Here is a 19,198-nt window from a genome sequence, read left to right on the forward strand (position 1 = left end):
AGGAAGTTTTATGAGTAATCGCCTGTCACTCACCGCGCTTGCGCTTGCCCTGAGCGCGAACGCCTCGGCCGACTTCACCGCCACCCCGGAAGAAGCCCGGAGCATTGCCAAAGAAGCCTATTTATACGGGTTCCCCGTGGTGGAAATGTACAAGACCTTGTACACCCAGGCCGTGGACAAGAAGAGCCCGAACTTCAAGGCGCCGTTCAACCAGATCGGCAACACCGCCAAGGCGTTTACCGCCAGGGACACCGCGTTCGTCACGCCGAATGCAGACACCCCTTACTCTTTCGTCTGGATGGACCTGCGCGCCGAGCCCCTGGTGCTGACCTTGCCGCCCATCGAAGAGCAACGTTACTACTCGGTGCAATTGATCGACGCCTACACGCAGAACTTCGCCTACCTGGGCACCCGCAGCACCGGCAACAATGGCGGCCACTACATGATCGCCGGGCCCAACTGGCAGGGACAGCAACCTCTGAACATCGACCGCCTGCTGCGCAGCGAAAGCAACATTGCCTATGCGCTGTATCGTACGCAGTTGTTCGATGACAAGGACCTGGCCAAGGTCAAGCAGATCCAGAAAGGTTACAAGGTCGAAACCCTCAGCCACTACGACAAGCAAAAGGCGCCACCGGCCGCGCCGAAGATCGACTGGCCGAAACCCACACCGACCATGAGCGACACCCCGGACCTGTTTCGCTACCTGAATTTCATGCTGTCGTTCGCTCCGTCCCAGGACGTGGAAAAGGACCTGCTGGGGCGATTCGCAAAAATCGGCATCGAAGCCGGCAAGCCGTTCAACGTCAGCACACTCACCGCGGACCAGCGCAAGGCCCTGGAGGACGGCATCAGCGACGCCAAGGCAGAATTCGCCGAGTTCAAGAAAACCAAAGTGGATACCCACGAACTTACCAGTGGCGACGTGTTCGGCACCCGTGATCACCTCAAGGGCAATTACCTGTACCGCTATGCCGGCGCCAACATGGGGATTTTCGGCAACTCCGCCGAAGAAGCGAATTACATCGGCTATTTCGTCGACAAGGATGGGCAACCGGTCGATGCCTCGAAACACGATTACACCCTGCACTTCGACAAAGACGCCCTGCCCCCGGCCGACGCGTTCTGGTCGCTGACGATGTACGACGGCAAGACCAAATTGCTGGTGGCCAACCCGCTCAATCGCTACCTGATCAACTCGCGCATGTTGCCCGGTCTCAAGTTCGACAACGACGGCGGACTGACCCTTTACGTACAAAACAAGGCACCGGCCAAGGCCCTGCAAAGCAACTGGCTGCCGGCACCGAAGGGTCCGTTCTACGGCGTACTGCGCCTGTACCTGCCCAAACCGGAAGTCACCAACGGCCAATGGAATATGCCGTTGCTGACCCCTGTAGACCAAAAAGACAAATAAGCGGAGTCAGTGATGATGAGGCCTTTGGTAGTGCGCCCTTTGTTGGCGCTGTGCATGGTTGGGGGAAGCTCGCTGGTGCTGGCAACCGAGGGCGGCGTTGGCCGGCCGATCACCGGTCAGCAGGTGATTTCCAATGCGGGGGTCATACCGCCAGCACCGGGTTGGGTAATGTCCCTGACCAGCATCTGGTACGACGGCGATCTCAGGGGCAACGCCCAAGTGCCGATTGTCGGTGCCTTGAGTACCGGGCTGGACATGAAGGTGTCCTACACCATGGCCAACTTCACCCGTGTCTGGGACACCGGCAAGGGAAGCTGGAACTACGCCTCGGCCATTGGCGTGCCGGTGCAGTACACCGACGTCACCGCGAGCATCACCGGCCCGCGTGGACGTATGCTGGGCAGGGAAGACACCGGCACCCAGTTCGCCGACATGCTGGTGACACCGATTGCCGCCGGCTACCACTTCGACGAGGTCAACCACCTCTCCTTGTCCCTGCCGATCTACGTGCCGACCGGTGCCTACAACGACAATCGCCTGGCCAACCCCGGGCAGAACAACTACACCTTCATGCCCACCGTGGCGTTCACTCACCTGGACGGCAAGGGCGGCGAGTTCACCCTGTCGGGCGGACTGGAGTTCTATACCGAAAACAACGCCACCGATTACAAAAACGGCGACATCTTCACCCTCGACGCCTTATGGACCCATGGTTTCGGCAACGGCTGGAACGCGGGGCTGGTGGCCGGTTATATCCAGCAGATCACCGATGACTCAGGCAGTGGCTCTACCACGGGCTTTCGCGGACGTTCGGTGGGCGCAGGCCCGTCAGTGGGCTGGAACGGCAAGTTTGCCGATGCCCAGGCCAGCGTCAGCGCTCGCTGGGTGCCCGAGTTCGACACCAAGAACCGGCCGGAAGGCAATGGTTTCAACATCAACCTGACCCTCGCGTTTTTCTAAGAGGCAGCGCGATCAACAGCCGCTGGAATTTCCGCCCACCCTTCATCCCGGTCATTCCGACCTTTATGTTGTGAGCGAGGAGCAACCCGTGACCGCACTCAATGATCTCAACGCCCTGCAAGCCAGCATCGCCGAAGCGGTGCTGGGCCAGGACCAGGTGATTCGGCAGATCCTCCTGGGCCTGCTGGCCAATGGGCACTTGCTGCTGGAGAGCCTGCCGGGGCTGGCCAAGACCCGCACGGTCAAGGCGCTGGCCAAACACCTGGACGCGAAGATGAGTCGCATCCAGTTCACCCCGGATTTGCTGCCGTCAGACATCACCGGCGCCGAGGTGCTGCACCAGGTCGAGGGCAAAAACGAGATCCGCTTCCAACCGGGCCCGCTGTTCGGCAACCTGATCCTGGCCGACGAAATCAACCGCGCCCCGGCCAAGGTCCAGGCGGCGTTGCTCGAAGCCATGGAAGAACGGCAGATCACCGTGGCCGGCAACAGCCATACGCTGCCGGAACTGTTCATCGTTGTCGCGACACAGAACCCCATCGAACAGGAAGGCACCTACCCGCTGCCAGAAGCGCAGATGGACCGCTTTCTGATGAAAGTCCTGCTGGATTACCCCAGTGCGGAAAACGAGAGCCAGGTGCTGCGCCTGTTGCGCGAAGAAGAACAGGCCCTCGGCGCCAAGACCGCCCCGGTGCAGGGCTTCGCCCTGGCCCAGGACGTGATCTTCGCTGCACGTCAGGAAGTCAGCGCGGTGCACGTCTCCCCGGCCATCGACCGCTACCTGATCGACATCATCAATGCCACCCGCCATCCGGCCGATTACGACGCCGACCTCGGGCGCTGGATCAACATCGGCGCCAGTCCTCGCGGCGGTATTGGCCTGGACCGCTGCGCCCGCGCCGATGCCTGGTTGCAGGGCCAGGACTTCGTCTCGCCGGACAACGTGCGCGCCGTGGTGCATCCGGTGCTGCGCCATCGCCTGCAACTGAGCTACGACGCGGTGGCCGACGGCGTCACGGCCGATCAGGTGCTCGACCGGTTGCTCGATAAAGTGGCGATTCCCGCATGAACGCGGACGGTCTGGTCTACGTCTCTCTGGCGCAATTGATGGCGCTGGAGTTCAAGGCCCGTGACCTGAGTTTTCTTGCGCGTCAGCCCCAGGGCAGCATCCTGGCCGGCAACCATGCGTCGCGCCTGCGTGGCCGTGGCTTGAACTTCGATGAATTGCGCCGGTACCAGCCAGGGGACGATTTGCGCCACCTCGACTGGCGTGCGTCGCTGCGCACCGGCAAACCGGTGGTGCGCACCTTCACCGAAGAGCGCGACCGCCCCGCGCTGATACTTGTCGACCAGCGCATGTCGATGTTTTTCGGCTCGCAACGCAGCTTCAAATCCGCCGTCGCCGCCGAACTCGGTGCGCTGGCGGCGTGGATGGTGTTCAACGCCGGGGATCGGGTCGGCGGGCTGGTGTTCAACGATCAGCGCATCGACAGCATCGCGCCGTTGCGCAGCCGCAAGCGGATCGAAGCGCTGTGCAGCCGCATCGTCCAGCAGAACCGGGCACTGAATGCGGCCAATCCGGATGCCGAGGGCGAAGACCAGCTCGACAAAGTCTTGCAGCAGTGCCTGGCACTGGCCGGCCACGATCATTTGATCTGCATCGTCAGCGACTTTGCCGGCGCCGGAGAACGGACCTTGCAGTTGATGCGCCAATTGGCGACGCACAACGATGTGATCGCCATGCAGGTCTACGACCCGTTGGCCCTGAACCTGCCGAAAAACGGCCGTTTACTGATCACCCAAGGCCAGTTGCAGGTGGAGCTGGCGGTGGAGCGCCGTCAGGTGCACCAGCCTTTGGGGGACTTTCTCAGTGGCCGGCTCAAGGACGTTGCAACGCTGCTACGGCGCAGTCGGGTGCCTTTGATGATGTTCACCACCGCCACCGAGGCACAGCAACAATTGCGCGCCGAGCTGGGCAAACTGGCTGGAGCGCGGCGATGAATCCGAACATCCCGAGCATTGACCAACTCAAGGAGATCCCACTGCCGGCACCGGTCAGCTACGCACCGCAAACCTGGGGTTGGTGGATGTTGCTCGGTTTGCTGGTGATGACCGCATCGATCATCGCCGTGCGGCGTTATTGGCAATGGCGGCGTGATCGTTATCGGCGCGAGGCGCTGCTGCGATTGGCGCAATTGCAAAAGCGCAGTGATGACCTGAACGCGTTGCGTGAGCTACCAGAACTTCTAAAACGCACCGCCCTCTCCATGCCAGCCACACAACCTGTGGGAGCGAGCCTGCTCGCGATGGCGACTCAACATTCAACAACGAAGGTGATTGTCCGTCCGCTATCGCGAGCAAGCTCGCTCCCACAGTCGCCGGCAGCGCTTGGAAAAGATGATTGGCAGGCCTTTTTGCAGCGCCACTGCAAGCAGCCGTTGCCAGCCGATTTCAGCCAACAACTGTCGCTGCTCGCTTATGCCCCGGATGCGGCTTTGCGCGCACTGCCCAACGAGCAACGCCAGCAGTTGTTCGACACCTGCAAACACTGGGTGGAGCATCATCATGTGGCAGCTTGATTACCCCTGGCTGTTACTGCTGTTGCCATTGCCGTGGTTCGGTTATCGCTACCTGCCCGATTACCGTGAGTCGCGCAGCGCCGTGCGCGTGCCGTTTTTCACCGCCATGAGCCGTGCCGTCGGCCAGGCGCCCAGTCAGGCCGGCACCCGCAGCAATCGCTGGCAATTGCTGTTGAACCTGCTGGTGTGGGCGCTGTTGCTGTTGGCGGCGGCCCGGCCGGTGTACGTGGAAAAACCCATCGAGCGTCAGCAGCCGGTGCGCGACCTGATGCTGGCCATCGACATTTCCCAGTCCATGGAAACCACCGATTTCACCGACGCCAATGGCCAGAAAATCAATCGCCTGGACGCCGTCAAAGCGGTGGTGCATGGCTTCATCGACAAGCGCAAAGAGGATCGTCTCGGCCTGATCGTGTTCGGCAGTGGCGCTTACCCGCAGGCCCCCTTGACCCTCGATCACGCCAGCCTGTCGTTGCTGCTGGGCGACACCGGCATCGGCATGGCCGGCCCCAACACAGCGATTGGCGACGCCATCGGCCTGAGCCTGAAACTGCTCGACCAGACCCGTGAACAAGAGAAAGTGCTGATCCTGCTCACCGACGGCAACGACACCAGCAGCGCCATCACCCCGGACCACGCGGCGGCCATGGCCGCAGCCAAAGGCGTGGTGATTCACACCATCGGTATCGGCGATCCTGACGCCTCCGGTGAAGCCAAGGTCAACCTGCAGGGCTTGCAGCAGGTCGCCGCCGCCACCGGTGGCAAGTTCTTCCGCGCCGAGGACCGCAACGCGCTGGACCAGGTCTACAGCAACCTCGATACCCTCACGCCGCATCAGGTGAAAACCCTTAGCCATCAACCCAAACGCGACCTGTTCTGGTGGCCGCTCGGGACGGCGATCGCCCTGCTTGCGCTCTATCACCTGGGTGCCCTGCTGTGGCCACGCTTGTCGATTGCCCGTCAACGGCAGGCGGTTTGAGATGGACATCAACCTCAGCGACTTCCATTTCCTGCGTCCTCTGTGGCTGTTGCTGCTGCCCTTCGCCGCCGTGCTGCCGTGGCTCTGGCGCCGCAGCCGCGACTTGCAGCGGCGTTTGCGCAGCAACATCGCCGAGCACTTGCTGCCGCATCTCTTGATTACCCCGCAGGATCAACACTGGCTGCGCCCGGTGCACCTGGTTTGCGCGCTGTTGGCGCTCGGCGCGCTGGCCGCCGCCGGGCCGACCTGGGAACAGGATCGCCCTGACTTTCTGCAAAACCGGGCGCCGTTGATCATCGCCATTGACCTCTCGCCGTCCATGGACGCCAACGATGTGCAACCGACGCGCCTGGAAGCGGCCAAACACAAATTGCATGACCTGATCCAGCGTCGCGCCGGCGCCCGCAACGCACTGATCGCCTACGCCGGCAGCGCGCACCTGGTGTTGCCGCCCACCGACGACCCGGCCCTGCTCGACACCTTTATCCAGGCATTGGGCACCGACCTGATCGGCAAACCGGGAAAAAATGTCGGGGCGGTGATCGATCAGGCCAAGCGTTTGCTGAGTGCTGAAAAAACGCCGGGGACGCTCTTGTTGATCACCGACGGTGCCGACACGTCGGCGCTGGCCGGCCTGAACAAGCAACTGGACGACAGCGCGTTGCAAGTGCTGATCCTCGCTGTGGGCAGCGAGGACGGGGGCATCATCCACACTGCCGATGGCCAGGCGCGCACCGACAGCAACGGTCGCCCGGCGCTGGGTAGCTTCGATCAGGCCGCCCTCAAGCAGCTCGCCTCTACGCTGGATGCACCACTGGGCAGCCTGACCCTCAATAACGACGATCTGGACTGGATCGAACTACACGCCCAGCAGCATTTCCAGAGTGCCAGCGACGAACAGCGCGAACTGCACTGGAAGGACGCCGGATACTGGCTGTGCTGGCCGCTGCTGTTGATCGCGTTCTTCAGCGTGCGCAAGGGCTGGAGCCTGAACTGGATGGCCGGATTTTTACTGGCCATCGGCATTGGCTTACAACCGGCACCGGCACAGGCCAACGCACTCATTGACGCGTTTTTCACCCCGGACCAGCAAGGCCGCCGGGCATTCGAACACGGGCACTTGCCACAAGCCGCAGCGCATTTCGTTGACCCTTACTGGAAAGGCATCGCCGCCTACAACGCCGCCGATTTCGACCTGGCCCTGGCCAGCTTCGCCCGCCTGGAAACGCCCCAGGCGTATTTCTACCTCGGCAACATTTACGTGCGTCGCTTCAAGTTCGACGAGGCCATCGCCGCCTACACCCAAGCGCTGAAATTGCAGCCGCAGTTCCCTGAAGCCACGGCCAACCTGGCCCTGGCCATCGCCTTGCAGAAAGACACCGAAAGCGCTGAGCAAAACGCCCCCGAGGTCAAACCCGACGAAATCAAAATGGACAAGGCCCCCGGCAAAGGCCAGAGCAGACCGGTGCCAACCCAACAGGCGGCCTCGGATGAACAGTGGTTGCAGAACCTCACGACATCACCCGCGAAGTTCTTGAAGCAGAAATTCAGTTTGCAGGATCAGGCGGGAGGCAAGCCATGATCTGTCTGCAAAACCCGGTCGCGCCCATCGCCGGCCAGCCAGCTCCCACAGGGATAGGTGGCGTACCCAAACGTCATGAACGGCGTGCATCGTGTGGGAGCGGGCTTGCCCGCGAAGGCGCCTGCCCAGGCAACACAATACTCGGCACCTTGCTCCTGTGCCTGATCAGCGCAACCGCCCTCGCCGCCGAACCCGAACTGCGCGTCCAGACCAGCCTGCAACCGGCCGACACCGCCATGGTCGGCAGCCTGGTCGAATTGCACCTCGATGTCCTCACCGACACCTGGTTCACCAATGCCCCCACCCTGCCCGACCTCAAGCTGCCCGGCGCGCTGGTGATGCCGCCGGACGGCCACGCCGAGCACCTGAACCGGACGCTCGACGGCAAGTCCTTCAATGGCATGCGCTACCGCTACCTGATCACGCCGAATGTGGCGCAAGGGTTCGACATTCCGGCCCTGAGCGTGCGCGTCACCCCGGGCCAGGCCAGCGTCGAGTTGAGCGCCCGGAGCCAGCCGCTGCACTTCACGGCGGCGCAACCGCCGGGTTTCGCGCCCGGCGAACCGGTGCTGGTCGCGCAAGGCCTGCGGCTCACCCAGCAAATCGTCAATTCCGCGACGCCGCTGAAAGTCGGTGACAGCCTCACCCGGCAACTGACGCTGCAAGCCGACGGCGCCCTGGCCATGTCACTGCCGACGCCATCGCTGGGGGATGTCAGCGGCCTCAGCCGGTACGCCAAGAACCCGCAGATCAGCACCCTGGACGACGGTCGCGGCCACTTCACCGGCGGCCAGCGCATCGACAGCGTGACCTACCGCATCGACACCGAAGGCCCTCACACATTGCCGGCCATCGAGCTGAAATGGTGGGACGCCAGCAGCCAGCAAACCCGCACCGCGCAAGTGCCCGCCGTGAGCTTCGACGCCGCCGCCAACAGTGCCTATCGGCCGGTGTTTTCGATCAGCGAAGACCTGAAGCAACTCGGTCAGCCCCATCGCCTGCACCTTTCGGGCGGTGCCTTGGGCCTGTTGGCGCTGCTGTCGAGTGTGGCGCTACTTGCCTGGATTGCCCGCCCCTTTGTCCATCGCGCGTACCTCAAGGCCAAGGCCCGGCGTCAGGCGCGGCACAGCGCCTGGCTGGCCTGCGCCGACTACGCCTGGCGGCAAATCCCGGCGCAGCTTGATGGCAAACCGCCACAGTTGAGCGCCCTGTACCTGTGGACCCGGCGCAGCCGAACGGGCCTGAAGCTGACGGGTTTCGGCCCGCGCCTGCAAGCCTTTCTGCGTGCGTGCTACGGCCGCGATCCCGCCAAAGATCAGGCATTGCACCAACTCAAGGAATCCTTGACTACGCTGCACAGTCAGGCTGAACACAACAGCGAATCAGTTGCTCCCGCATTGCGTCCACTCAACCCCGGGCACGAGAAGGAATTCCCATGACGAACCCGATAGCGCACCGCCATTTCCACGGGCTGAAGTGGCTGCTGGCCCTGGCGTTGAGCCTGCCACTGCTGGCACAAGCCGCCGAACCGCTGCCCTCCTGGAACGACGGCCCGGCGAAAAAGCACATCATCGAGTTCGTGCAGGCGGTGACCGATCAAGGCAGCAAGGACTTCGTCAAACCCGAGGACCGCATTGCCGTGTTCGATAACGACGGCACCTTGTGGAGCGAGCAGCCGATGTACTTCGAACTGCTGTTTGCCCTGGAAGAGGTCAAGCGCACCGCGCCACAACACCCGGAGTGGAAAACCACTCAGCCGTTCAAGGCGGTGCTGGAAAACGATCACAAGGCGCTGGCCGCCACTGGCCTGGACGGCATGATGAAGATCTTCGGTGCGACCCACACCGGCATGACCACCGAGGCCTTCGACGACTACGCCAAGACCTGGCTCAGCCAGGCTCGCCATCCGAAAACCGGCAGGCCTTACACAGAAATGATCTTCCAGCCGATGCTGGAAATGCTCGACTACCTGCGCAGCGAAGACTTCAAGACCTACATCGTCTCCGGTGGCGACACCGGTTTCATGCGCGCCTTCGCCGAGAAGGTCTATGGCATCCCGCCCGAGCAGGTGATCGGCACCACCTTCGTCACAGTGTTTCAGTACAAGGATGGCCAGGCGTCGATCCTGCGCACGCCAAAACTGGCGCATAACGACGACGGTCCGGGCAAACCGGAAAGCATCGACGCCGTCATCGGCAAGCGGCCGATCCTGGCCTTCGGCAACTCCGACGGCGACCTGCAAATGCTGCAGTGGACCGCTGCCGGGCCGGGCAAACGTTTCATGGGACTGGTGCATCACACCGACGCCAAGCGCGAATGGGCCTATGACCGTGAGTCGCAGATCGGCCGTCTGGACAAGGCCCTGGACGAAGCGAATAAACGCGGCTGGACCGTCGTCGACATGGCGGCCGAATGGCGCCGAATCTACCCGTTCGATGCCGCCACACCCGAGCAAGTGCAATAAAAAGCGTGATGCAGGACCGCGATAAACGTTTGTCGCACCGAGCGACGTAAGCAAAGGAGCAAGTCAGATGACTCGCATACGCAAATGGTTACCCAAGTTTGCCCTGATGGTGGCCTCGGTCATGGCGATCCCGGCAATCGCCGGGGCTGCGGAAAAACCCAACATTTTGGTGATCTTCGGCGACGACATCGGCCAGACCAACATCAGCGCCTATTCCATGGGGGTGGTCGGCTACAAGACGCCGAACATCGACCGCATCGCCAAGGAAGGCATGATGTTCACCGACTATTACGCGGAGAACAGCTGCACGGCTGGACGATCGTCGTTCATTACCGGGCAGACGCCTTTGCGTACGGGCCTGTCGAAAGTCGGCATGCCGGGCGCCCCGGTGGGTCTTCAAAAACGTGACATCACCATCGCCCAGGCGCTCAAATCCCAGGGCTACGCCACCGGCCAGTTCGGCAAGAACCACTTGGGCGACAAGGACGAGTACCTGCCGACCAACCACGGGTTCGACGAGTTCTTCGGCAACCTTTATCACCTCAATGCCGAGGAAGAGCCTGAACGCCCGTACTGGCCCAAGGATGATCCCGAGTTCGTCAAGGCTGCCTCACCTCGCGGCGTGATCCACAGTTTCGCCGACGGCAAGATCGAAGACACTGGTGCGCTGACCGCCAAGCGCATGGAAACCATCGACGACGAAACCACCGCCGCCGCTCAGGCGTTTATCGAGAAGCAGGCCAAGGCGGATAAACCGTTCTTCGTCTGGATGAACACCACGCGCATGCACTTGTTCACCCACGTACGCGATTCGATGAAGGGCCAGAGCGGCATGCCCGGCAACGATTATGCCGATGGCATGCTCGAACACGACGGCGACGTCGGCAAACTGCTGAAAACCCTCGACGACCTGAAGATCACCGACAACACCATCGTCGTCTACACCACCGACAACGGCCCGAACCAGTTCTCCTGGCCGGACGCGGCGACCACGCCGTTCCGCAACGAGAAGAACTCCAACTGGGAAGGCGCCTACCGCGTACCGGCCATGGTGCGCTGGCCAGGCAAGATCAAACCGGGGGAAGTGTCCAACGAGCTGTTCTCGGGTATGGACTGGTTCCCGACGTTGCTCGCTGCAGCAGGCGATGCCGAGGTGAAAGACAAGCTGCTCAAGGGCTGGGCCCCGACGTCTGGCGCCACCAGCTTCAAGGTGCACCTGGACGGCTACAACCAACTGCCTTACCTGACCGGTCAGCAGCCCAAAGGCGAGCGCAAGGAATTCTACTACTTCAACGATGACGGCATGCTGGTGTCGATGCGCTTCGGCAACTGGAAAGCTGTGTTCTGCGAGCAGCGTGCACCGGGCGGCTTCAAAGTCTGGAGCGAACCGTTCGCGTGCCTGCGGGTACCGAAAATATTCAACCTGCGCATGGACCCATTCGAACGGGCGGACATCGTGTCTGACCAGTACTACGACTGGACCACCAAAAACGTTTATCTGGTTGCCCAGGCAGTGACCAAATCTGCGCAGTTCCTGCAGACCTTCATCGAGTATCCACCGAGCCAGAAACCGGCCAGCTTCAGTGTTGACCAGATCCGGGCTGCGGTAGACGCCAAAATCGCCGAAAAAATGAAAGCCGCACAGTAAGACCGCTCGACCGCCGCTCGCCTTCACCGGCGAGCGGACTTATTCATGGAATTCGAGTTTTGTATAAGGCCATCCGCAATGTCCTCACGTGTCGCCAGCAAGTCGTCGGCCATACCTGCCCCTCACGTCGCCTCCCCGGCGCTGTTGATCCCCGCCCTGTTGCTCTTCGTCTCCGGTGCCGCGGCGCTGGTGTATCAGGTGCTGTGGATCAAACAGCTGTCGCTGGTGGTGGGCGTCGAGGTGTACGCCATCACCACCGGCATCAGCGCGTTTTTTGCAGGCCTGGCCCTGGGGGGCTTGCTGTTCGGCCGCTGGGCGGACCGCTTGCAGCAACCGGTGCTGCTGTATGCCGGGCTGGAGGTGCTGGTGGCGGTACTCGGTGTCGGCGCGACGTTCGCCATGAGCCTGGCGGCCAGCCCTTTCGCCTGGCTGGAACAACACATCGGCCTGCTGGCCTGGGTGTTGCCGTTTGCCCTGGTGGGCATTCCCGCCTTGCTGATGGGGGGCACGTTGCCGGTGCTGGTTCGTTCGTTGGCCAGCCACCCGCAACAACTGGGCAAGGCTGGCGGCCACTTGTATGCGGCGAACACCGCAGGCGCCATCGCCGGCACCCTGCTCGCGGCGTTCGTGCTGATTGCCACCCTGGGCGTGCGCGGCAGTGCCCTGGCCGCGGCGATGTTGAACCTGCTGGCCGCTGCCGGGGCCCTGTGGTTCCAGCGTCATCGCTCACTGCCGGTTGAAACCCCCATCAAACACCACACGGACAAGGCACCGGATCGCCTGGCCCTGTGGCTGTATTCGATCGCCGGTGGCGTGGCCCTTGGTTACGAAGTGGTGTGGTCGCAGTCCATCGTGCAGTTCATGAGTACGCGCACCTATGCCTTTGCCGTGGTGCTGGCGACGTACCTCACCGGGCTGTTCCTGGGCAGTGCCCTGCTCGCCCGTCGGGTCGATCGCCTGCGCGATCCCTGGGGGGTATTCGGCCTGCTGATCGCTGGCGCCGGGCTGATCGCGCTGCTGGAAATCGCCTTGCTCGGGCGCTGGCTGGTACTCGCCCAGAGCCTGGTCGAAGCCAGGGTGCTGTCGTTGGGTGCCAGTGAGTTACTGGGCATGAGCGCACGCTTCGCGGTCGCTGCCCTGAGCATCGTGTTCGTGCCGACCGTGCTGCTCGGCGCGGCGTTTCCCGTGGCACTGCGCTTGAGCGTCGGGCGCGACCATGTGGGGCGCAATGTTGGTGAGGTCGTGGCGTTCAATACCCTGGGCGGGATTATCGGAGTGATGCTCTGCGGTTTTGTGCTGATCCCGTTGCTGGGGCTGGTGCGGACTCTTGGCCTGCTGGCGATCCTCGCCGCCGCGATCGGCTACTTCGCCGTGCGCAAGGGCCATGGGGTCAAGAAAGGCCGGCGCCAGGGCGTGGTCGCGGTCGGCCTGTTATCGGTGGCACTGGCGTTGCTGACCCCGGTCGAAAAACTGGCCGGCCTGCTGCCCGGTGCGCGCAACGGCACCTTGGCGTTTTATGAGGAAGGTCGCGGCGGCACTGTCGCCGTAGTCACCCAGGGCAAGGGGCAGAAGGCGTTTCAGCGCTTGTACATCCAGGGCGTGTCCAACACTGGCGACGCCATGCCATCCCTGCGCTACATGCGCATTCAGGCACTGTTGCCGCTGCTGATCCACAACGGAGAACCGCGCTCGGCGCTGGTGATCGGCTTCGGCACCGGCATCACCGCTGGCGCCCTGACCCGCTATCCGGGCCTGGAGCATCGCGTCGTCGCCGAACTGCTGCCGTCGGTGGTCAAGGCTGCGCCCTTGTTCAAGGGCAACTTCAATGCCGCCACCGATCCCGGTGTCGATGTACGTTTGCGCGACGGTCGCCAGGAACTGCTGCGCAACCCGCAGCAGTACGACCTGATCACCCTTGAACCACCACCGCCGTCCGCTGCCGGCGTGGTCAATCTGTATTCCCGGGACTTTTACCAACTGGCGGCCAGCCGTTTGCAGAACCAGGGCCTGGTCGCCCAATGGCTGCCGTTGCCGACGCAAAACATCGACGACTCACGCTCGCTGGTGCGCAGTTTCCTTGACGTCTTCCCCTACGCCACCCTGTGGACCAGTGAGTTCCACGAGATGCTGCTGGTGGGCTCGCTGGAGCCGATGGAACTGGATGCAGCGAAGATCAGCGCGCGCTTCCAGCAGGACAGCGTGCGCAGCACCTTGCAGGATGTCGGTATCGGCTCGGCGGCCGCGTTGCTCGCCACCTGGGTCACCGATCGCGCCGGCCTCGAACGCTTCGCTGCTGCCGCGCCAGCGGTGACCGACGATCAACCGCGAATCGAATACGCCCCCTGGGTACGGGACAGGGAAATCACCCGCGTGCTTCCGGCGCTGCTGAATCTGCGCAGCGCCCCGCCCCTGGTCAACGCCGATGCAGGTTTCATCGAACGGATGAACACCCACCAGCAACGCCTGATGCAGTTCTATCGGGCGAGCCTGCATGCGTACGAGGGTGACCGCGATGCCTGGGCCCGGGACGCCCGCGAAGTGATGCGCGGGGATGGCGGTAACCCGTATTTCCGCTGGTTTGGCGGGGAGTGATCCGGCAACTATCCGACCGCCATTGTCGGAACGACGCATAACCGATCACAAGCGTCATTTGACAGTCGCCGGCCATCCGGCAAAGCTGCAATTCGCTGAACGTGCGCCTGACGGCAAACGCACCTGGACCAGGGAAGTCGCAATGCCGAAACATAAAAATAATGCAGCAAACGCAACCCCTGATTCGCAACCGACCTTGATCAATCGCTACCTGTTTCCCGTCACCATCGGCGTTTTGCTGCTGGCGGTCGCGGGCATCGGCTGGTTTCTGTTCGGCAGCCATCCGGCACCCGTGACCTACGCACCGGTCAGCAAGGCCGCCGTTGAACCGGCCAAACCACAACCGCAACCCGTTGCCATGGCGCCGGCCAAAATGGTCGATGAGCAACAATGCCAAGGCTGCCACAGCGCGCAGGTCAAGGACTGGCAAGGCTCCCATCACCAATTGGCGATGCAACCGGCCAATGCCGACACCCTGCTCGGCGACTTCAACAACGTCACCTTCAAGGCGGAAAACGAAACCACACGTTTTTCGCGCAAGGACGACGGCTTTTGGGTCAACACCCCCGGCAGCGATGGCAAGAACGCCGACTTCAAGGTGGCCTACACCTTCGGCATTGCGCCCTTGCAGCAGTACTTGATCGAGGTCGGCGAAGGTCGACTGCAAGCCCTGGGCGTGGCCTGGGATACCGAGAAGCACCGCTGGTTTCACCTTTATCCGGGCCAGGGCGTGTCCTTCAAGGACCCGCTGCACTGGAGCAAACCGAGCCAGAACGCCAACTTCATGTGCATCGAGTGCCACACCACCGGTTTCAAGCGTAATTTCGATGCGGCGAAAAACACCTTCGACAGTCAGTGGAACAGCCTCGGGATCGGCTGCCAGGCTTGCCACGGCCCGGCCTCGAACCACCTGGAATGGGCCGCGAAGAAGACCGACCTGATCCACGCCGGTTTCGCCGTCGATCTCAAGGACAAGAACGCCACCGTTGAAATCGAAACCTGCGCCCGCTGCCACTCGCGCCGCGCCCCCTTGGACGACGGCTACACCGTTGGCAAGCGCCTGATGGATGATTTTTTGCCGAGCCCGCTGACCCGCGAACTGTATGCCCTGGACGGCAAGATCAAGGACGAAGTGTTCGAACACGGCTCCTTTGCCCAGAGCAAGATGTTCGACAAGGGTGTGCGCTGCAGCAATTGCCACAACCCGCACAGCGCCGAGCTCAAGGCGCCGGGGAACGGCGTCTGCCTGCAATGTCACAACAGCGCCGGCAAGACGGCCGTGGAAACCGTCGATGGCAAGGGCCTGCAAGCGAAGAACTACGATTCCATCGAACACACCCGTCACGCCATGGGCCAGCCCGGATCGCAGTGCGTGGATTGCCACATGCCCGGCAAGTTCTACATGGGCAACGACTTCCGCCATGACCACAGCTTCAGCATTCCCAACCCCGAGCGTGCGGCAAGACTCGGCACACCGGACGCCTGCCTGAGCTGTCACCAAAGCAAGGCAGGCGACAAGGTCACCGAGCAGTTCAAATTGTGGAACACCGCCAATGCCAGCCCCGTCCAGGCCCCGCGCTACGACGAAAGCCTGTGGCTGATTCGCAACGGCCAGCCGGGCGCGGCGCAGGCGCTCTACGAGCAGCTGCAACGCAGCAACCTGCCGGCGATTCAACGGGCGACCCTGCTCGCCGAGTTGCCGCTGTATCCAAGCGAACAGGCACTGAAACTCGCGACCAGGGACCTGAGCCATCCAGCGCCGCAAGTGCGTGAAAGTGCGGTCCACACCATCAGTGCGTTCCTGCCGCCTGAGGAACGCGCCGCGCTGCTGTCGCCGTTGCTCGGCGATCCGGTGAAAGCCGTGCGCATTGCCGCGGCCCGGGACCTGCTCAGCGTGGCTAACACGGGTCTGGGCAGTGCGCGGGCCAATTGGGAGGCGGCCATCGCCGAGTACGAAAACGTGCAGAAGAGCCTCGCCGAGCGTGCCGAATCCAACCTCAACCTGGCCATGCTGTATCAGGCCAGTGGGCGCAGTGACGAGGTCGAAGGTCTGCTGCGAACTGCGCTCAAGCGTGATCCGGGCTTCTATCCGGCCCTGGTGACACTGGTGCAATGGCTGGAGGCCAATGGCCGCCGTCAGGAAGCACAGGCGCTCTTGGCGCAAAGCCTGAAAGAGCACCCGGACGCCGCCCTGCTGCAACATACCCAGGGCTTGTCACTGGTGCGCGCCGGCCAGTCCGCCCAGGCCATGCCGTTCCTGCGCAAAGCCGCGCAACTGGAACCGCAGAGTGCGCAGTTTGGCTATGTGCTGGCCGTGGCGCTGCACGACAGCGGCAAAATCGATGAGGCGTGCGATGAACTCGAACGGCTGCTGAAAGTGCAGCCGGCCAACCGCAATGCGCGCCTGGCATTGATCCAGTACTACCTGGATAACGGCCATGAACCCAAGGCGCAGGTGCTGTTGCAGGGCTGGAAGAAAATGAACATGGGCGATCCGGCGTTGAAGTGATTGGGGGCTGATCCAGAGACCCTTCGCGGGCAAGCTGAACGGGTCAAGTAATCACGGCCAATGATCAACCTGTGGGAGCGAGCTTGCTCGCGATGAGGCCAGTTCAGACAACACTGATGTTGAATGTCAGACCGCTCCCACCGGTTTGGCATCAACGCCGCCGAAACAACGGCCGCGGCTCTATCACCGAGCGCCCGTACAGCACGCTCATGCCGGCCAGTCCTTTCAACGCATCCTCGGCGGATTTATCCGCCCGCACCGCAAAGCTGTCGAAGCCGCATTGGCGCATGTGGCTGAGCTGGTCGCGCAGCACGTCACCGATGGCTCGCAACTCGCCCGTCCAGCCCAATCGAGTGCGCAGCAAGTACGCCTGGCTGTAGCCGCGACCATCGCGAAAACTCGGAAAGTCCACGGCGATCAGCGGCAACTCGGGCAACCACGGCTTGAGGCCCTCCACGTCATCGTCCGGCCCCAGCCACAGCGCGTGTTGTCGCGGGTTTTCCAGCCAACGGGCCAATGGCAGGATCAGCTTGCCCGCCGGCAATGGCGCCTCCAGGTCCCGGACCAGCGTCCATGGATCGTCCTCGATCAGCCGCGCCACGCCTTCTTGCAGACGCAACAGATTGTTCATGCCGAGACCTCCAGCACTTTCGGATAAACCGCCTCTTTGAACGGTTCCAGGCCGATGCGCTGAAAGGTATCGACGAACACTTCCTCGCTCTCGCGATAACGCACGAAGGTGTCGATGATCTGCTCGATCACCCCGGGCACTTCGGCAGCGCTGAAGGATGGGCCGATGACCTTGCCCAGCGCACTGCTCTTGCCCTGGGCGCCACCGAGGGTGATCTGGTACCACTCGCTGCCGTTCTTATCGACCCCCAGGATGCCGATATTGCCGATGTGATGGTGGCCACAGGCGTTCATGCAGCCCGAGATATTGAGGCTGATGTCACCGAGATCGTGCAGGTAGTCGAGGTCGTCGAAACGCGCCTGGATGGCCTGGGCGATGGGGATCGACTTGGCGTTGGCCAGTGCACAGAAATCGCCACCGGGACAGGCGATGATGTCAGTCAGCAAGCCGACGTTGGCGCTGCCCAGATTGTGCTCGCAGGCCAGCCGCCAGAGCGCGAACAGATCGGCCTTGGGCACGTCCGGCAGGACGATGTTCTGTTCGTGGGCAATGCGGATCTCGGCAAAGCCGAAGCGCTCGGCCCATTCGGCCACTGCCTCCATCTGTTCGCTGGTGACATCGCCCGGCGGCGCGGCATTGCCGGGTTTGGTCGACAGCACCACGCTGGCATACCCCGGCACCTTGTGCGCCTGCACATTGCGCTGCACCCAACGGGCGAACGCCGGGTGCTCGCTCAACTGAGTGCCGAAATCCAGGCGGGTGTCCGCCAGTTCGCGGTACGGCGGTGCGACGAAGGCACTGGCCACGCGTTCATATTCATCTTCGGTCAGCTGTGCCGGACCGTCCCTGAGGTACTGCCATTCTTCCTCGACTTCCCGGGCGAACGCCTCGATGCCCAGGGCCTTGACCAGAATCTTGATCCGCGCCTTGTACTTGTTGTCCCGCCGGCCATGGCGGTTATACACCCGCAACACCGCCTCGACGTAGGACAGCAAATGCTGCCATGGCAAGCCTTCGCGGATCTGCAAGCCGAGGATCGGCGTACGTCCCAAGCCCCCGCCGACGATGACCCGCAGGAGCATTTGCCCATCGCTGCCGGGGTAAAGATAGAGGCCGATGTCGTGCATCATGATCGCCGCCCGATCCTGCTCGGCCGAGCAGATGGCGATCTTGAACTTGCGCGGCAGGAACAGGAATTCCGGGTTGATGGTCGACCACTGCCGCAGGATTTCCGCCAGCGGGCGCGGGTCGATCATTTCGTCGGCCGCGACCCCGGCAAAGGCTTCGGTGGTGATGTTGCGCACGCAGTTGCCGGACGTCTGGATCGCGTGCATTTCCACCTGTGCCAGGCGTTCGAGGATGTCCGGCACTTCGGCCAGTTCGATCCAGTTGAACTGCATGTTCTGCCGGGTGGTGAAGTGGCCGTAACCACGATCGTAGTCGCGGGCGATGCTCGCCAGCGTGCGCATCTGCCGGGCGCTCAGCGTGCCGTAAGGGATGGCCACCCGCAGCATGTAGGCGTGTTTCTGCATGTACAGGCCGTTCTGCAGGCGCAGCGGCAGGAACTCTTCCTCACTCAGTTCCCCCGCGATGAAGCGTTCGACCTGATCGCGAAACTGCGCAACCCGTTCGAACACCAGCGCCCGGTCATAGTCGTCGTACTGATACATGTGGCTACCTCATCAGGATTTGGCACAAAAACCTGCAGGAGCGAGCCTGCTCGCGAAAAACGCACAGGCAACGGGGGCATCCAGACAGCCCGCGTCATCGTTGACGCCCATCGCGAGCAGGCTCGCTCCTACAGGAGGTAGCACTATGGGCCGGCGCTGATTTTCATCAC

At 62.6% G+C, this 19,198-nt stretch carries 14 protein-coding genes; 12 read left to right on the top strand and 2 right to left on the bottom strand.

What is annotated here, in order from left to right:
- The first annotated feature begins 10 nt into the window (after nt 1-10).
- The 12 genes from ACX3YF_RS25545 to ACX3YF_RS25600 all read left to right on the top strand — a co-directional run bounded on the left by ACX3YF_RS25545 (nt 11) and on the right by ACX3YF_RS25600 (nt 16,727).
- Nucleotides 11-1,414, top strand: a complete 1,404-nt coding sequence (locus ACX3YF_RS25545; protein WP_458945381.1) for a DUF1254 domain-containing protein — start codon at nt 11-13, stop codon at nt 1,412-1,414.
- 12 nt (nt 1,415-1,426) lie between these two features.
- A complete protein-coding gene (locus ACX3YF_RS25550) occupies nt 1,427-2,374 on the top strand; it encodes a SphA family protein (protein WP_458974523.1) in 948 nt (315 codons plus the stop codon).
- An 88-nt stretch (nt 2,375-2,462) separates the two neighbouring features.
- Nucleotides 2,463-3,443 carry an AAA family ATPase gene (locus ACX3YF_RS25555; RefSeq protein ID WP_458974524.1) on the top strand — a complete coding sequence of 327 codons (981 nt, stop codon included), beginning with the start codon at nt 2,463-2,465 and terminating at the stop codon, nt 3,441-3,443.
- Nucleotides 3,440-4,375: a DUF58 domain-containing protein gene (locus tag ACX3YF_RS25560; RefSeq protein ID WP_458974525.1), complete on the top strand. Its 936-nt coding sequence runs from the start codon at nt 3,440-3,442 to the stop codon at nt 4,373-4,375. Before ACX3YF_RS25555 ends, ACX3YF_RS25560 begins: the two co-directional genes overlap by 4 nt.
- A complete protein-coding gene (locus tag ACX3YF_RS25565) occupies nt 4,372-4,953 on the top strand; it encodes a DUF4381 domain-containing protein (RefSeq protein ID WP_458974526.1) in 582 nt (193 codons plus the stop codon). Before ACX3YF_RS25560 ends, ACX3YF_RS25565 begins: the two co-directional genes overlap by 4 nt.
- Nucleotides 4,940-5,932, top strand: coding sequence for a vWA domain-containing protein (locus tag ACX3YF_RS25570; protein WP_458974527.1), 993 nt, complete (start codon nt 4,940-4,942; stop codon nt 5,930-5,932). Before ACX3YF_RS25565 ends, ACX3YF_RS25570 begins: the two co-directional genes overlap by 14 nt.
- Before the next feature lies 1 nt (nt 5,933).
- Nucleotides 5,934-7,514, top strand: a complete 1,581-nt coding sequence (locus ACX3YF_RS25575; protein WP_458974528.1) for a vWA domain-containing protein — start codon at nt 5,934-5,936, stop codon at nt 7,512-7,514.
- A complete protein-coding gene (locus tag ACX3YF_RS25580; protein WP_196585966.1) occupies nt 7,511-8,953 on the top strand; it encodes a BatD family protein in 1,443 nt (480 codons plus the stop codon). The genes ACX3YF_RS25575 and ACX3YF_RS25580 overlap by 4 nt, the downstream gene beginning before the upstream one ends.
- Entirely contained in the window at nt 8,950-9,978 is a 1,029-nt protein-coding gene (locus ACX3YF_RS25585; protein WP_458974529.1) for an HAD family hydrolase, read from the top strand. Before ACX3YF_RS25580 ends, ACX3YF_RS25585 begins: the two co-directional genes overlap by 4 nt.
- A gap of 67 nt (nt 9,979-10,045) precedes the next feature.
- Nucleotides 10,046-11,626: an arylsulfatase gene (locus ACX3YF_RS25590; RefSeq protein ID WP_458974530.1), complete on the top strand. Its 1,581-nt coding sequence runs from the start codon at nt 10,046-10,048 to the stop codon at nt 11,624-11,626.
- A gap of 78 nt (nt 11,627-11,704) precedes the next feature.
- Nucleotides 11,705-14,218 carry a fused MFS/spermidine synthase gene (locus ACX3YF_RS25595; protein ID WP_458974531.1) on the top strand — a complete coding sequence of 838 codons (2,514 nt, stop codon included), beginning with the start codon at nt 11,705-11,707 and terminating at the stop codon, nt 14,216-14,218.
- A gap of 142 nt (nt 14,219-14,360) precedes the next feature.
- A complete protein-coding gene (locus ACX3YF_RS25600; protein WP_458974532.1) occupies nt 14,361-16,727 on the top strand; it encodes a tetratricopeptide repeat protein in 2,367 nt (788 codons plus the stop codon).
- Between the two features lie 151 nt (nt 16,728-16,878).
- Here the strand turns inward: ACX3YF_RS25600 and ACX3YF_RS25605 are convergent, their stop codons facing one another.
- Together ACX3YF_RS25605 and ACX3YF_RS25610 are read right to left on the bottom strand one after the other, a co-directional pair.
- Nucleotides 16,879-17,358: a DUF934 domain-containing protein gene (locus tag ACX3YF_RS25605; protein WP_196585830.1), complete on the bottom strand. Its 480-nt coding sequence runs from the start codon at nt 17,356-17,358 to the stop codon at nt 16,879-16,881.
- Nucleotides 17,355-19,028: a nitrite/sulfite reductase gene (locus tag ACX3YF_RS25610; RefSeq protein ID WP_130206235.1), complete on the bottom strand. Its 1,674-nt coding sequence runs from the start codon at nt 19,026-19,028 to the stop codon at nt 17,355-17,357. The genes ACX3YF_RS25605 and ACX3YF_RS25610 overlap by 4 nt, the downstream gene beginning before the upstream one ends.
- Nucleotides 19,029-19,198: the final 170 nt, after the last annotated feature.

This window comes from Pseudomonas fluorescens group sp. PF-69 (assembly GCF_054481235.1).